We start from the raw sequence: 15,183 nt of genomic DNA, 5'->3' as shown, positions 1-15,183 counted from the left end.
TCCGCCAAGCCTTGTCTACACTCCAAAGCACCTACGGAGAGTAAGCGCTAAAGGAGTGCTCGATGTCTCCCCGACTTCGTTCCAGGCAGCGCGGTGCAATTGGCTTGATGGCCACCGCAACCTTGGCATTGGCCTTGGTCTTTATGTTTCTGGCGGTGGACAGCGGTCGCCTGTACCTCGAGAAGCGCAAATTACAATCCATCGCAGACTCTTCGGCACTGGAAGCCGCCAGCCGGGGCGGGGTGTGCACGCCCAGCACTACCGCCAATGACTATGCCGTTCAAAACGCCACGCGCAACGGCTTCACCGTGGTCGCCGGCGACAGCACCCGTGGCCTGGCCGTGGCGTGCGGTTCACTGGCGACCAACGCCAGCAATATCCGCGTGTTTACCGCCGACCCCACTAAAAGCGACGCCATTCGCGTGATCGCCACACGCGGCGTGCCGACCGGCATCGCCAGCGGCATCTGGAACCTGTTCACCGGTGCGGCCATCTCGATGCAGACCAACCTGACGGCTACCGCCGTTGCCGCCTTTGCGCCGCCGGTGGCGCAGTTGACGATTCGCAGTAATCTGGCGACGGTCGACTCAACCAAATCACCCCTGCTCAATGCCACCCTTGGCGGGCTTCTTGGCGGCAGCCTTTCGATTACCGCCGCCGGTTATAACGGGCTGCTCGGAACCAACGTGAACCTGCTCAGCTACCTGGACCAACTGGCGCTGCAATTACACGTTCAGGCCGGCGATTACGACGCCTTATTGAAGACGGCCGTGTCGGCCAGCCAATTGATTGATGCCACAGTGAAGGTGCTGCAAAACAACGGTGCGGCGGTCAGCGTGGTCACTGATGCGCTGTCGATACAGGCCATTGCACCCAACACTCAGCTCTTAACGGTGGGGGATTTGTTGAAGGTCGCTACCGGCACGCCCGCAGCGGCTCTGAATACCAATGTGCAGTTGTTCGGCTTGTTGCAAGGCGTGGCGCAGCTGTCCAATAGCAAGGGGGCGGTGAGTGCGGCGATGCAGATCAATCTTCTGGGCTTGGGCAATGTGTCGATCCAGACCAAGGTGATCGAGGCCCCCCAGCTGTCGGCCATTGGCAACCCCTACAAAGCGAAGGTCGGTTTGACCCAAACGCCCAAGGTCGATCAGATTTTCGTGCGCACGGCCCAGGTCAGGACGCTGATCTCCATCGACTTGCCGGTGCTGAACACCGTATCGGCGCTGGCTTCTGCGGTCACCAGTATCACGACTCCGGTGACGGGCATCGTCAGTAATCTGCTCAACCTGAACCTGGGGGGCGTGATCAACTCGGTTTTATGCGCAGTAGTGTGTGATACCACTGATATCGAGCTGGCAAGCAGGCTGGATATTTTGATCGAGGCAGGAGGCGCGCAAAGCTATGTGAGCGATTTTTCCTGCGCCAGCACGGCAACGAAGTCCCTAACCGTGCAAGCCACCACCGCCCTGGCCACGCTGACGGTCGGCGATATTGACAAGACCACCGCATTTTCCTCGTCGGCGCCCGTGGCCGTGCAACCCATACGGCTGATCGACATTGGCTCCCGGCATTGTGTGCTGTTGGTCCTCTGCGGAACGCGTGTCGCCGGCAAGGGCGGCGGGTTGTTATTGAAGGCCCAATCCACCATTGGCTCGCAATCCGGTGCGCTGTACTACATGCCGGTGGCGGAGATGAACCAGCCGCCGACCTACCAAACCCTGGGCTCGACCAACCTCGTTGCCAGCCTGAGTGGCACGCTCACTGGCCTGCAAGTTACCTATGCGCCGCCCAGTGGGTCTGTTTCAAGCGGTGCGCTGGCCGGCGTGGCAGGGCTGTTGACGACAATTACCAACACGCTGGTGGGCGCGATCCAGAGCCTGCTTTCGCCAATCCTCGACCCTATTCTCAACACGCTGCTCAAGGCTCTGGGCATTACCCTCGGCGGCGCCGAAGTCGGCGCCAACCTCACCTGCCACATGGGCCGCGCCTACCTGGTGATCTAAATAATCGGCAGTTCCACACAAAACCGTGCGCCGTGTTCGCCGTTGACCACGCTCAGGCGCCCGCCCATGTTTTCCACAATCCCGTAGCTCACCGACAGCCCGAGCCCGGTGCCCACGCCAATGGGCTTGGTGGTGAAGAACGGTTCGAAGATCCGCTCCAGCAGGCGCGGGTCGATGCCGCCGCCGTTGTCCTCCACCAGAATGCGTACGTGGCGGCTGTCGTGTTCGCAGTGCAGGGCGATCCACGGTTGGAAGTCGGGGTGTTTGTCGCGCTTGCTCAGCAGGGCATCGCGGGCGTTGACCATCAGGTTGATCAGCACTTGTTCCAGTTGGTCGACATAGCCATTGACCTGCACGGCAAAGGCCGGCGGGGTGACGCTGACCTCCACGCCCTTGCCACGCAGGCCCTCGCTGAGCAGTGACAGCGAGCCTTCTATCGCCTGGGCCGGATCGAAGGGCTGTTGTTCGATTTCCGAACGGCGCCCGAACACGCGCATATGGTCCACCACCCGCGCCGCGCGCTGGACCTGGGCGTCGATGCGTTGGAGTTTTTCGGTGAGGTAGTCGATCTGTGCGTCACCGTTGCTCAGGCGCTTGAGCACATTGACGACGGCCATGCGCATCACGTTCAGTGGCTGGTTGATCTCGTGGGCCAGGCCGGTGGCCATCTCGCCCAGGGTGGCCATCTTGGCGCTCTGGGTCAGTTGTTGCTGGGAGCGGCGCACCTCGGTGTTGTCGCGGCCCACGGCCTGCACTTCCAGCAAAATGCCTTGCTCGTCGAACACGCCACGGTCCGACCACACCCACCAGGCGTGTTCGCGGCCGGGCAGTTGCAGGCTGATTTCGGCGGTGCTCACCGGGAATTCCGGGGTCAGCCGCTGGATACGCTGCACAAACGCCTGGCGCTGTTCGTCCGACAGCCATTGGCCCAGGTTCAAGCCAGGCAATTGCGCCGGCAGGCATTCCAGGTAATTGGCCAGCGGCGTGTTGCCGAAGGTCAGGGTCAGGTCCGGGCGGTAGCGACAGATCATCGCCGGGGAGTCCTCCACCAGGATGCGGTAGCGCTCTTCGCTCTGTTTGACGTGTTCGGCGGCCAGAGTCGCTTCGGTCACATCCAGCCATAGGCCGACGGCTTCTATTGGCAGGCCAAGGTCATCGCGCAGCAACTTGGCTTCGTCCAGCAGCCAGTGGTAGCTGCCCTGTTTGTCGCGCACGCGATAGCGGCTGCGTACGCTGCCTTCGCGCAGCAGTTGGCGGGTGCGTTCAAAGTAAAGGTCGCGGTCGTCGGGATGGATCAACGCCGCGAGGTTGTCGTGAGTGCACTCGGCCAGGGTCCAGCCCATCAGCGGCGTCAGGCTGTCACTGAAGAACGCCGGGTGCAGCGCGCCGTTGACGTAGCGCTGAACATAAATCACCGCCGGCGAGCTGGCGATCAGGTTGTCCAGCCGCGCATGGGCGGCGGCGGCTTGCAGTTGTTGGTTCTTGATATCGCTGATGTCGAGCATGAAGCCGATCCAGCGGCGGTTATCGCCAGTCCCCAGGGCCAGGCCTTGAACCCGATACCAAAGCGGATTTTGCTCGGCGTCAGTGCGTTGCAGGCGCACGCTGGTAAGCAAGGGTTTGCCCAGGGCTTGCAGGTCGTGCAGGCGGCTGTTGAGTTCCTGGCGGTCGGCGGGGTGGATCAACTCCAGCCAAAGGTTCAGCGGCTGGCGTGCTGCGCCATCCTCCTGGCCCAGGCTGTGCAGCAGCTGCGGGGCCAGCTGGATTTCCTGGGTCGCGGGCAGCAACTCCCACCAGCCGGTGCCGAGCAGGCCTTGCAACGCCTCCACCCGTTCCAGTTGCTGTTGGTTGCGTTGTTCGCGCAGGCGACCGAGCAAAGGGGCGGCGAGGGCGGCCGTGAGGTGGAGCCAATCGCGCTCGCTGGTCTGTGACTGGCCCTTGAAGAAACCACAGAGCAACCAGGCCACGATCCCTTGAGCATCACGGTAAGGCACCAGAAACCCGTCGGCATCGCCAAATACGCTGTGCAGGCGCGGGTTGTCATGGCGTCCTTGGGAACCCGACACGCTGACGGGCGCATTGCCATTGGCACTGTCCAGGCGAGTGCCGAGGCGCTGCCCGGTTTGCCACAGGGCCGGGGCATCGTGGGCGCTGTATTGGCTGTAGATGCGCCAGCCCTGGTCCTCTTCGTCCAGCAAGGCCAGGGCCACACAGGGGATATGCCAACGCTGGGACAGGCTGCGCAGTTGCTCGTTGAAGACCTCGGGCAGGCGGGCCAGGCTGCACACTTGCAGCTCTTCACTCATCTGGCTGGCCAGTTGGTGATTTTGCTCGCGATGCTCGGCCAACTGGCGGCCGGCGAGCAAGTCGCCAACGTCCAGCAGGCGCAAGGTCCAGCCCTCACGGTCGCGCTCGATCCAGCCGCGGGTATGCAGGACTTGGCCGGCGGGGCCCTGGAAATCCAGGTCCAGGCTGTGGCGCTGCCAGTCGACCGGGTTGCCTTCGGCACTCAGGGCGCTGCTGGCGCACAGCAGGTCGCGCAGGGACGGCGAGGGCGTATCGCCGAAGCGCACCGCCAGCTGGGCGCGCAAGGCACTGCTGATGTCCAGCACACGGCCTTGCTGATCCAACTGCATCCATAGGCCGAACGCGGGCGTGGCGGGCGCCTCCAGTGGCACGGAACCAGCGCGGCCGAGCAGGCGCCCGAACACGTTATCCCCCGCCGTCAAAACTGAATACTCGAACGGGCGGCAAGGGTGGTCGGCAGGTTCGGTACGGTGCCGATGCCTGGAATCACCAAGGCCGGGAATACCGCGTAGAGGTTACTGGAGGGGTAAGTGATCGTGACGGTCAGCGTGGTGCCGACATAAGTGGCAACAATATACGAGGACTGAAATTGGAAGCTGGCAGGGATCCACGTCAATTGCGCGGCTGCGGCATCTTTTGCCCGTTGAGTGACCTGGTTGGAGTAGGCCGTTCCCGCTGTCACCGGGTCCACCGACATGGCCTGGCGCACGGCTTCCGCAGCCGCCTGATTGAACGACTGCAGCATCAGCAAGGGTAGGCTGTAACTGATCAACCCGTAGAACACGGCAAAAAAAATGCCGAACACCAGGGCGAATTCAATCGCCGCCGCACCTTTTTGCTTTCTAGGGAGGCTTGTTTTCATGACTGCGTCTACCCTGACGGCTACTACTTGATATCAGCATAGAATCATTCGGCGAAAAGGGATGTTTTTTACGTGATCCAAAGTGCAGTCATCGTGATCTGGCTGGGGCTTTGTGCGGTACAGGATATTCGCCAGCGGCAAATCGCCAATAGCTTGACCCTGGGTGCCGCGCTGTTGGCGTTGCTCTACCTGTCGTGGATGGGCGTTACCTGGTTGGGGGCGAGCGCTGCGCAGGGTGGATGGGCGTTTGCGTTGGCGTTGCTGTTGACCCTGCCGGGCTACGCGCTGGGGCGCTTTGGCGCGGGGGATGTGAAATTGCTCGCCGCCTTGGCACTGGCAACCGATGTGGACTATTTATTGTGGTCGCTGATCGGTGCTGCGGTGGCGCAAGGCGCCTGGCTGCTTATCAGTCAATGGCTTAGCGCACGTCCTGCCGCAGTGGGCGAAAAAACGTCAAGAAAGCAGCCTTTTGCTCCGTTTGTATTGACAGGATTTGCGTTGTACTGGCTTTGGATCCATTAGTCGCACGGCCCCTCTACTGCTATGTACATAGTCGGAAAGTAGGGCTAGGTTTATTGAGTATGTGTGTAGGATTTTTCGTCAGAAGGGATAGGTCAACCATTTGGCTTGCCAGGCATGGAGTAGCGCGTGAACAAGCTCACCTCAGCAGTAAAAGTACTTGTCGTCGACGACCAGCCGTTGATCGTTGAAGAACTTTGCGAATTTCTCGAAGGTAGCGGCTATCGCTGCGTCCCGTGCGGATCCAGCCGTCAGGCGCTGCAACGCTTTACCGACGACGCCGAGATTGGCCTGGTGCTGTGCGACCTGCATATGCCGGACATGGACGGCATCGAGCTGGTCCAGGCCATGCAAAAGGTGGCCGGCAAACAGCGAGCGTTTGAAGCCATCATGCTCACCGGGCGTGCCGACAAGCAGGACGTGATCAAGGCCCTGCGCGCGGGGATCTCGGATTACTACCAAAAACCCATCAACCTCGATGAACTGCTCGAAGGCCTGCAGCGCCAGGAAGCGGCGTTGGAAGAACGCCAGAAAGAATTGCAACTGGGCCACCTGAACCAGAAGCTGCAATACCTCTCCGAGTCCATCAACGATCTCTACCAAGACCTCGACAAAGTGCGCCGTAGCCCGGGCGCCGGTGTCGCGGACGATAGCGACCTGGCCGGCGAAGACGCAGGCCCCTTGGAAATACCAAGCATCTTCAATCAACTGTCGCCCCGTCAGCTCGACGTCGCACGGTTGGTGGGCAAGGGCCAGACCAACTACCAGATTGCCTGTGAGCTGGGGATCACCGAGAACACGGTCAAGCTGTACGTGTCCCAGGTGCTGCGCCTGACCCACATGCACAACCGCACCCAATTGGCATTGGCCTTGTCGCCGAGCAATTCGGCCATGCGTCAGCGGGTAACTGCCCACTGACGTTATTTACTGAAGTTATTTACTGCCGCCGCCTGACCCGCCGCCCGATTCCGATTTGTAATATTCCGGAATCGGGTACTTGTTGCTGTCCAGCCAGCGTTTAAGTGCCTGTTCCCGTTCGGCGGCGCTGGTTTTTTGCGGGTTTGTCGAGGCCGCACGGCCGTTGAGCTGTAACGCCATCCAGTTTTCCGTTTCGGCCTGTTGCGGGGATGAAGGTCCCGGCTCAATGGCCGACGCTGCCAGCGGCAGCAGTGCCAGGCAGATAACGCAATAGGCTTTCATCGACGTCTCCTTACTTGATCAGCACCGGCAGCGTATCGCTGACCGTTGCTACTTTGCGCGCCTTGACGCTTGGACCCTTGAGTTGCCGGGCGCGGGCCTGGGCCTCGTTGACTTGCTCGGGGCTGAGATTCAACTGGCTGACCACCTTGGCCGCTTGCCCCCAGTCATCCTGGTAGATCAGCAAGGTCACCAGGTTGACGCCCGCCAGTGGGTCGCCCTGCTTGAGTTCGATGGCGGTCATGAACTCAAAGCGCGCGTCTTCCAGGCGCAGTTGGTTGAGGTAAACCACCCCCAGGTCATTGCGGATCTTGTCGTCGGTGGGTGCCAGCTGCGCCGCCCGCTGCATGTGCGTGAGCGCCAGGGCGTTATCACCCCTGGCCGCTGCCAATTGGCCCAGGCCGTGTTCACCGGCGGCCGCCATGCAGGTGCCGATCAAACTGCGGTACAACGGCTCCGCCTCACTGCGCCCCAGCAGGCGATAGGCGCGGGCCTTGCGCTGGCGCACTTGGGGCAGGGTGTCGGGCAGGTTTTGCAGGTTGGCCAGGCTGGCGTGCAGCTTGCCTTCGTTGGCCATGTCATCGGCCAGGTTCAGCGCCAGTTCCTGGTCCGAACTCGGTTTGCTGCAACTGCCAGAGCCCAGTGACGCCCAGGGCGACTGACCCGTGGAGGCACAGCCGCCGAGCATCAGCAGGGCCAGGGCGGCAATCAATGGTTTCATCAGGCGCTCCTCAAAAGTTTTTCAGGGCCCGGGCAATGCCGATAAACGCCGGCCCCCCGAGCACAATCAGCAAAGCGGGAAACAGAAACACCATCATCACCACGGACATCTTGGCTGACATTTTCGAGATGTACTCCTGCAAGCCCGTGAGGCGGCGGTCATCGAGCAATTGCTTGAGGGCCAGCAGTGACTTCATGGCGCCACCGCCTTGCTGGATCAATTGCTGGAGGATGATGCAGGTGTCGGTGAATTCATCCACTTCCAGCAAGCGCGCGGTCTTGCCCAACTCTTCCCCCAACTCCAGGCCGGAGTCGACCCGCGCCAGGATCGCGCGCAGCTCAAAGGTCAGGTGCGGCAGCAGGCGCTGGGCGTCGTTGCCCAGCACGCGCAGTGACTGCTCCACCGCCATGCCCGATTCGAACAGAATGCGTAGCAATGGAATGAATGTAGCAATCTCCTTGGCAATGCGCTCCTGGCGCTTTTTGGCCGCCGCCGCCAACACCCGTTTAGGCAGCAGATAACCAATGCCCAACGCTGCGACGGGGGCGACCCAGGCCGGTTGGAAGTCATGGAAAAAGATCTCCTGGACGACGATGGTCAGGCCCATGACCACAAAGGGCGTGCCGATCTGAAAGGCGGCGAACAATGAACGCTGACCGGCCTTGCGCCAGCCGATGCGGTTAAGCAGGATCTGGGTCTCGTTGTCCAGGCTGACCGAGCGCTGGGCCAGACTGCTGGCGCCCAGTTGGCGCATCAGCGTGCCGAGCTTGGCGTCACCGCCCATCTGCCCTTGCAGGCGGTCCGAAACCCGGCGCTCGCGGCGGCGGTTGTCGAGCAGTTGGCCAGCCACCAATACCGCAACGGCGAGCAACATCATCACACTGGCCAGGAGCAACATCTCAGATACTCCTCAGCATGCGCCACATGGTGAACAGGCCCGCGAGGTCCATGCCCAGTGCGACGAACAGCATGATGCGCCCGGTGTCGTCGTTCCACATGTTCATCAAGTAACCCGGGTTGACCATGATGAAGTAGCCCACCATCAGGATCGGCAACCCGCCCAGTACGTAGGCGGTCATGCGCGTTTCGCCGGTCATGGCCTTGAGTTGGCGGGCGCCCTGTTCGCGCTCGCGAATCATCTTGATCAGGTTTTCCAGCAGCTCGCTGGCGTTACCGCCGTAGCGGTGGTTGACCTTCAAGCCCAGGGCGAACAACCGAAACTCGTCGCGCTCATAGAACTCGGCGAAGTCGCTGGCCGACTCCGGCAGGCTGACGCCCATGCGCACGTTGCGCTGCACCCGGCCCATGGCGTCCTTGAGTGGGTTCTCGACGCTTTCGATTCCACCCAGCACCGCGTCAGCCAGCGTGCGACCGGACTTGAGGCTGCGCACGCTATGGTCAAGCAACTGCGGCAGTTGCTCGACCATACGATGCACCCGGCGTTGGTAACGCCAACTGATGTACATGCGCAGTAGCAGCGGCGGCGCCACCAGCATCAACACCAGGCCCAACCCATCGGCGATCAGCCAGCCGAGCAACACGCCAATGATCCAACCGCTCAGCCACAGGCCCAGGCGCTCGGTAGGTTTGCCCAGCCCGGCGCGCAGGAACATGCGTTCAAGACCGGTCCAGGCGGTGTTGGCTTCCTGTTCTGCGGGTTGGCCATCACCCAGGCGCTCCAGCACGCGATCGACCTGGGCCTTGCGCAAGCCGCTCTGGAACAGCCAGAACGACAGACCGATCAGCAGCAGGCACACGAGCATCAACACCGGTCCGGTCATCAGACGCTCCCTATAACGGCAAGGCCGATTCGCGGCGCAGTTTGTCGCCGGCCGGGTTGACGGCTTCGCGCAGGAAGCCGAAGCCGGTACGCCGGTCCAGGCGGAACAGGGTGTTGGTCACGTACACGTCATCGCGCACGCCGACCACTTCCACCACTTCGCTTACGCAACGTCGGCCATCGGGCATGCGCGTCAACTGGATCACCACGTCCAGGGCGGCGCAGATCATCTGGCGCAGGGTTTTTTCAGCGATCACGCGGCCGGTCAGGCCCACCAGGGTCTCCAGGCGCAGCAGGGCGTCCTGGGCGTTGTTGGCGTGTACGGTACTCATGGAACCGTCGTGGCCGGTGTTCATGGCGGTCATCACGTCGAGCACTTCGACGCCACGGATCTCCCCGAGGATGATGCGGTCCGGGCGCATCCGCAGGGCGTTGCGGATCAGGTCGCTGGAGCGCACTTCACCATGGCCCTCGGCATTCGGCGGGCGGGTTTCCAGGCGTACCACGTGGGGGTGGCCCAATTGCAATTCGGCGACGTCTTCGATGGTCACCAGGCGCTCGTGGGGGTTGATCAGTTGGCTGAGAATATTCAGCAGCGTGGTCTTGCCGGTGCCGGTACCGCCGCTGATCAGGATGTTGCAGCGCTTGCCCACGGCCTCCTGGAAGAACTCGAAGATGTTCTGGTCGATGGTCTGCATGGCTACCAGGTCAGTGCTTTTGAGCATGTCCTTGCGGAATTTCCGAATCGACAGGCAGGGGCCATCCAGGGCGATCGGCGGGATGATCGCGTTGACCCGACTGCCATCGGGCAAGCGCGCATCCACCATGGGCGACGACTCATCCAGGCGCCGACCCAACGGCGCGAGGATGCGTTGCATCACACGCTCCACGTGGTGGTCGTCGATAAAGCGCAAGTCACTCTGGTGCAGCAGGCCGTCACGCTCGATAAACACCCGGTGCGGGCCGTTGACCAGGATCTCGGTCACGGCGGTGTCGCGCAGCAACACTTCCAGTGGGCCAAACCCCGTGAGTTCATCGACGATCTCTTCGGCGAGGCGCTCCATTTCATAGCGCGAGATCGCCAGGCGCATGCGCGTGATGTACTCGGAAACCTTGTCGACGACAAATTGCGCGAGGATCTGCCGCGTGCCTTCCAGCAGGTTTTTACCCGACTCCTCAATGGCATCGATGATGTAGCGATGCAGCACCAGTTTCAGGCCGGCGTGGTCGGCCTCGGCGTTGTTGGCGCTGCGGGCCGGGCCGCCGAAGAGTTTTTCGCTGCTCATCGTCCCGACCCCAGTAGGCGTTCAAACCAGCGCATGGAGGGTTTCTCCATGCCCTCGGAGCGTTTTGCCAAGCGTTCACCCAGGGTGCGCACGGCTTGGGTCAGCGGTTCGCGCGGGGCCAGCGCGAACAGGGTCTGGCCCTGGTTTTTCACGTTCAGGCGCAATTCGGCGCTCAAGGGCAATACGGCGACGCATTCGAGGCCGAAGGTTTTTTCCAGGGCTTCGGTGTCGGGGGCGCAGGACTTGATATAGCGGTCTACCACCAGTTTGGCGTGCTCGAGCTTCATGCCCTTGTCACGCCAGCGGTTGAGTATCGCCAGGTTGCGCCGGCAGTCCAGCACGCTCTGGTCGGTGCACCACAGCAGTTTGTCGCAATGGCTGACAAAGGTGCGCAGCGCTTCGCTGTCCGGCTGCCCGGTAATGTTCACGACGATGTGCTGGAAGTGCTGGCGCAGCGCACTGAGCAGCATGAACAGTTCGGCGGCGCTAGTGAGTTTGAGCGGTTCGTCGCCGGTGGCGTAGGCCAGGATGCGCAGGCCATCGAGGGCGGTGGTGAAGGCGCTGTTGATCAAGGTGCTGTCGAGGCGGCGCAAATGGCGCAAGGCATCGCCGAAGTTGAACGTACTTTCCAGTCCCAGCAGGGCCAGGCTGTCACTGCGTGGCAGGCCCAGGTCCAGCAGCAGGGTTTGCTGGCCGCTCTTTTGCACCACCAGCGCCAGGTGCGTCGCGAGCATCGCGCCGTCGGCGTTGCTCTGGGTGCCAAACAGGACGGTCAGGCCGCCCAGATGGGCATTGCTGGTCACCGGCGGCAGGCGCTTGCTCAAGCGTCGTACCAGGCCCGCCACTTCACTGGAGCGCGAACCATAGGCGACGAAATCCCGGGCGCCGGCGCGCATGGCGTTCAGCACGAGCTGGTTGTCCATGCCATCGCCCAGGGCAACCACCGCGAGCATCGGCTTGGCTTCCAGTGCGCCTTCGATCAACGCGCTTTGGGCCACCACGTTTTCACGGTCCAGGCCGACGAACACGATGTTGGCGAAGGTGACGTCCGCCAGCGCCAGCAGTTCATCCAGATTGCCGGTGCCGGCGCTGACTACTTGGCCCAGGGGCGCGAGGGCGCCCTGGAGCCATTCCAGGTCGGTGGTGTTGCGCGTGATTGCCAGAAACGTCTGGCTCAGGCTATCGCTCATTGGGAAAGTCCACTGCGACGGTCGAAATTACCGTTTTCGAGGAAGAACATGCGGTACCAGTTCGGGTCGAAGTTGCGCAGTTTTTCGCCGGGCAATGAAGGCAACTGGGCGTTGGCGGCCAGCGGCTGCACCAGGTGCGGCGTGACGATCATCAGCAACTCCTTCTCTTCCCGGTTGACATTGGAGTCGCGGAAAAATGCCCCCAGGATCGGGATATCGCCCAAGCCGGGGAATTTGCTGATGGTGGAGCGGTTGGTTGTGCTGATCAGGCCGCTGATCACAAAACTTTCGCCATCGGCCAGGGACACGCTGGTGTCGGTGCGGCGTACGGTCAGGGCCGGCACCTGGATGCCGGAAATCACCACCGCGTTGCTGTAGTCCAGGTCGCTGACTTCCGGCGCTACTTTGAGGGCGATGCGGTTACGGTCGATCACGGTCGGCGTGAGGGTCAGGCGAATACCGAACTCTTTGTATTCAATCGAGATGGTGTCGCTGCCGGAACTGGGGACCGGTACCGGCACTTCGCCGCCCGCCAGGAATGTCGCGCTTTGGCCGCTCATGGCCACCAGGCTCGGGCGCGCCAGGGTATACGCAAAGCCGCTGCTTTCCAGGGCGTTGATCATCGCTTTGACCCGGCCACCACCAAACCCGATGTTGAAGCTGTCGGTGCTCACCGGCAGTTTGAAGACGCCTTCCGAAGGCGACAGCAGGTTGCGGCTGCCGAGGAAGAAGTTGTCACCAATGCCCAGGAACTTGGTGCTGGCCTCTTTGAGTTTGGTACGGCTGACTTCCACAAAACGGATATCGGTCTGCACTTGGCTGGGCAGCGTGGGATCTTCCGACGGTGACAGGGACAGGCTGGTCAGCGCCGAGGTGGCCTTGCCCTTGACGAATACCATGCTCTGGCGCGGCGTGCTGGCGCAGGCGGTCCACACCATCAGGCTGGTGGCGCCGCTGGAGACACCGGTCAGCAGGAAATTGCGATCACCGTTGACCCGAACATCGGCGATTTTCGGGTCGCCAATCGCCAGGCGAGTGATCGCCACGGGCGATTGCAGCTCCTGTTGCAGGCCTTCACCGACCTCGACCACGGCCGGCAGTTGCCCCAGGGCACTGCAGTTGCCCGGTGCAGCCAAGGCCATGCCGACCGGCAGGCTCGACAGCATCAGGCTCCAGGCCAATTGCGCGAACAGAGGGGCGTAGCGATGGCTCATTCAAGGCATCCTTGCTCAATCAGGGAGTTTGTTCAGTAACCTGGGCGCCGCGTATCACTTCAACCCCCCGGCGCACGGGGCGCTCACCGCCGCCACTGGCCTGGGCCACCCTTTTCGGTGGGCCGAGCAGGGCCAGTTGGGCGAACTGGTAAAGGTCGCGGTTGGCGCTTTCGAGTTTCTGCGGTGAATCGCTGTCACCCGCCCAATAGCGGCTGAGCAGTTGCTCATCGGCACTGCGCACGGCCAGGCGCAACACGCCGGCCTGCGCCGCAAGCATCAGGCGGCTCAATAAAGGTTCGGGCACCGCCAATACGACGGTGCGTGCGGCGGCTTTGCGTTGCGCGGCCTGGGCCCGTTCTTCTGGCGTGACCGGCGGCGGCACGGCGGGTTTGCCATCGTTGGCCAGGCCCAGTTGGTCGCCGACGCTGAGCAGGCGCATGGCCGGCAGCACAACTTGTGCGGACTGTTCTTCGTTGCTCTCGTCCCGCCGCAGGAACAGCAGCACATCCACGTAGTCGCCAGGGTTCAGTTGGCCGTTGGCGCCGGACACTTCGTCGATCGCCACAGCCAGCGCACGCTCGTCCGGGCGAATCATGCGGGCCAGCGGGCCGCCGGCGTTGAAACTGTCTTCGGTGAGCCAGCTGCCGGCGCTCAGGGTGCGCTGCGGCATGCGGCCGATGGCTTGGTCGAGTTGGGTGAGGCTGCCGACGGGGGCGGTGTGCAGTTTTTCTATCGTCAGGTCGGCAGCGGTCAGCGGCACGAAAGCAGGGGCGTCATGCACCAGCACTACCACGGGTTGACGGGTCTGGTCTTCGACAATGGCAGCGGGGTTTACCGCAGAAACGACAGGTGCGGCGACAGGTTCGGGCGCACGGCTCAGCACCAACCCCCAATACCCGGCAATTAAAGCCCCAATAAGCAGCACGCCGGCCAGGATCATGCTGATGCGACTGTTCATGACGGCTCTCCCTTTCCCGTTGCACTACCTGCGCGTTAATCCAAACGAGCTATTTCGCAACTTGGCTGTGATGAACATCTAACGATTTGGCTATTTGAAAGTAGCTCAGCTAGGACGAAATGCCATTAACTGAATAAAAATTTATGTGAACTAAAAAGAGTGCCTTTTAGATCGCGGGTTTATGGCGTCAACTTTATGACTAATACTTTGTGATTAATCCGTTGTTACAGTTGTGAGGCCTAGGTTTGTTGACAATGCTCTAGTGGCACGCCGCGACTATCGCGCTAGAGCCGTACCGGCTTCCTGTGGCGTTTTAGGGAGAAGTCTTATGTTCCTTGACCTGATGTTGAAGTTGTATGTTCAGACACAATTGTTTTTCAAACGCCAAGACGGTGCTTCGGGTATTGAGTACGCCATTATCGTTGCGTTGGTGGCACTGGTTATTATCGGTGCGGGCACAGGCCTGGGCGGAAAAATTGCATCGGTTTTCAATACAATTGCCAGCAAAATGCAGACGGCGTCCTGACGTCTACCCAACTTAGAGTTGTCATCACGACGGCTCACTCATCCAGGTACGGCCATGAGCTTATCCTCTTCGACTCGCCAACAATTGTTATTGGTGGATGATGAGGAGGACGCGCTGATTGAACTTGCCGAATCCCTCGAAAACGAGGGATTCGTGTGCTTTACCGCCAACTCTGTAACAGACGCGCTACAAGAATTGACACTCAACCCCGATATCGCCCTGATCATCACCGACCTGCGTATGCCCGAGGAAAGCGGTATCTCCTTGATCAAGCGCCTGCGCGAACACACCGAGCGCCAGCACTTGCCGGTGATCGTGATGTCCGGGCATGCGGAAATGGACGACGTGAGCGACATGCTGCGCCTGCAGGTACTCGACCTGTTTCGCAAACCCATCTACCTGGCGCGCTTGATCGACACCCTCAACAGCCTCTTCCCCCCCAAACGCCCCAAACTGTAGTGAGCGGGCTTGCCCCGCGCTGGGTGGCGCAGCCGCCCTAAACCCAGGCACCGCGGTATTTCTGTTGGACCGAGGTGTATGGATTTGGGGCGGCTACGCCACCCAGCGCGGGGCAAGCCCTAATGCCTGTCAGTTAAGGAAACAGCAGATGAGCGGCTTTC

Annotated in this window: 15 protein-coding genes; 5 read left to right on the top strand and 10 right to left on the bottom strand. The window is 61.5% G+C overall.

Features of this window, described 5'->3' with window-relative positions; translation table 11 throughout:
- Nucleotides 1–62: 62 nt before the first annotated feature.
- Nucleotides 63–2,003, top strand: coding sequence for a pilus assembly protein TadG-related protein (locus DYL61_RS23620; RefSeq protein WP_135310326.1), 1,941 nt, complete (start codon nt 63–65; stop codon nt 2,001–2,003).
- On the opposite strand, the gene DYL61_RS23615 is transcribed toward DYL61_RS23620, so the two are convergent.
- Both DYL61_RS23615 and DYL61_RS23610 read right to left on the bottom strand, forming a co-directional pair.
- Entirely contained in the window at nt 2,000–4,732 is a 2,733-nt protein-coding gene (locus DYL61_RS23615; protein ID WP_135310325.1) for a PAS domain-containing sensor histidine kinase, read from the bottom strand. The two genes, DYL61_RS23620 and DYL61_RS23615, sit on opposite strands and share 4 nt — an antisense overlap.
- Complete coding sequence (locus tag DYL61_RS23610; protein ID WP_135310324.1) at nt 4,729–5,172, bottom strand: TadE/TadG family type IV pilus assembly protein; 444 nt, start codon at nt 5,170–5,172, stop codon at nt 4,729–4,731. The genes DYL61_RS23615 and DYL61_RS23610 overlap by 4 nt, the downstream gene beginning before the upstream one ends.
- A 72-nt stretch (nt 5,173–5,244) precedes the next feature.
- Between DYL61_RS23610 and DYL61_RS23605 the strand changes: the two genes are divergently transcribed.
- On the top strand, nt 5,245–5,694 hold the full coding sequence (locus DYL61_RS23605) for a prepilin peptidase (protein WP_135310323.1): 450 nt from the start codon (nt 5,245–5,247) through the stop codon (nt 5,692–5,694).
- Nucleotides 5,695–5,820: 126 nt separating this feature from the next.
- Nucleotides 5,821–6,609: a response regulator transcription factor gene (locus DYL61_RS23600; protein ID WP_105695259.1), complete on the top strand. Its 789-nt coding sequence runs from the start codon at nt 5,821–5,823 to the stop codon at nt 6,607–6,609.
- A 15-nt stretch (nt 6,610–6,624) separates the two neighbouring features.
- On the opposite strand, the gene DYL61_RS23595 is transcribed toward DYL61_RS23600, so the two are convergent.
- Genes DYL61_RS23595 through cpaB form a run of 8 tightly spaced genes read right to left on the bottom strand, consistent with a single transcriptional unit; the run spans nt 6,625 to nt 14,037 of the window.
- Entirely contained in the window at nt 6,625–6,891 is a 267-nt protein-coding gene (locus DYL61_RS23595; protein ID WP_135310322.1) for a DUF3613 domain-containing protein, read from the bottom strand.
- Between the two features lie 10 nt (nt 6,892–6,901).
- Nucleotides 6,902–7,609 carry a tetratricopeptide repeat protein gene (locus tag DYL61_RS23590; protein ID WP_135310321.1) on the bottom strand — a complete coding sequence of 236 codons (708 nt, stop codon included), beginning with the start codon at nt 7,607–7,609 and terminating at the stop codon, nt 6,902–6,904.
- Nucleotides 7,610–7,619: 10 nt separating this feature from the next.
- Nucleotides 7,620–8,507, bottom strand: a complete 888-nt coding sequence (locus DYL61_RS23585; RefSeq protein ID WP_135310320.1) for a type II secretion system F family protein — start codon at nt 8,505–8,507, stop codon at nt 7,620–7,622.
- A gap of 1 nt (nt 8,508) precedes the next feature.
- A complete protein-coding gene (locus DYL61_RS23580) occupies nt 8,509–9,390 on the bottom strand; it encodes a type II secretion system F family protein (protein ID WP_135310319.1) in 882 nt (293 codons plus the stop codon).
- A gap of 10 nt (nt 9,391–9,400) precedes the next feature.
- Nucleotides 9,401–10,675: a TadA family conjugal transfer-associated ATPase gene (locus DYL61_RS23575; RefSeq protein ID WP_135310318.1), complete on the bottom strand. Its 1,275-nt coding sequence runs from the start codon at nt 10,673–10,675 to the stop codon at nt 9,401–9,403.
- Nucleotides 10,672–11,865, bottom strand: a complete 1,194-nt coding sequence (locus DYL61_RS23570; protein ID WP_135310317.1) for a CpaE/TadZ family protein — start codon at nt 11,863–11,865, stop codon at nt 10,672–10,674. The genes DYL61_RS23575 and DYL61_RS23570 overlap by 4 nt, the downstream gene beginning before the upstream one ends.
- Nucleotides 11,862–13,079, bottom strand: coding sequence for a type II and III secretion system protein family protein (locus DYL61_RS23565; RefSeq protein WP_135310316.1), 1,218 nt, complete (start codon nt 13,077–13,079; stop codon nt 11,862–11,864). Before DYL61_RS23565 ends, DYL61_RS23570 begins: the two co-directional genes overlap by 4 nt.
- Nucleotides 13,080–13,098: 19 nt before the next feature.
- Complete coding sequence (gene cpaB / locus DYL61_RS23560; RefSeq protein ID WP_135310315.1) at nt 13,099–14,037, bottom strand: Flp pilus assembly protein CpaB; 939 nt, start codon at nt 14,035–14,037, stop codon at nt 13,099–13,101.
- Nucleotides 14,038–14,365: 328 nt separating this feature from the next.
- Between cpaB and DYL61_RS23555 the strand changes: the two genes are divergently transcribed.
- Nucleotides 14,366–14,563, top strand: a complete 198-nt coding sequence (locus DYL61_RS23555) for a Flp family type IVb pilin (RefSeq protein ID WP_135310314.1) — start codon at nt 14,366–14,368, stop codon at nt 14,561–14,563.
- Between the two features lie 54 nt (nt 14,564–14,617).
- A complete protein-coding gene (locus DYL61_RS23550; RefSeq protein ID WP_135310313.1) occupies nt 14,618–15,022 on the top strand; it encodes a response regulator in 405 nt (134 codons plus the stop codon).
- The last annotated feature ends 161 nt before the right edge of the window (nt 15,023–15,183 follow it).

Origin of the sequence: Pseudomonas nabeulensis, from assembly GCF_004682045.1 — a bacterium.
Taxonomy (GTDB): Bacteria; Pseudomonadota; Gammaproteobacteria; order Pseudomonadales; family Pseudomonadaceae; genus Aquipseudomonas; species Aquipseudomonas nabeulensis.
Note: the sequence above shows the minus strand (reverse complement) of the source record. Positions and strands in the feature narration are given on the sequence as shown.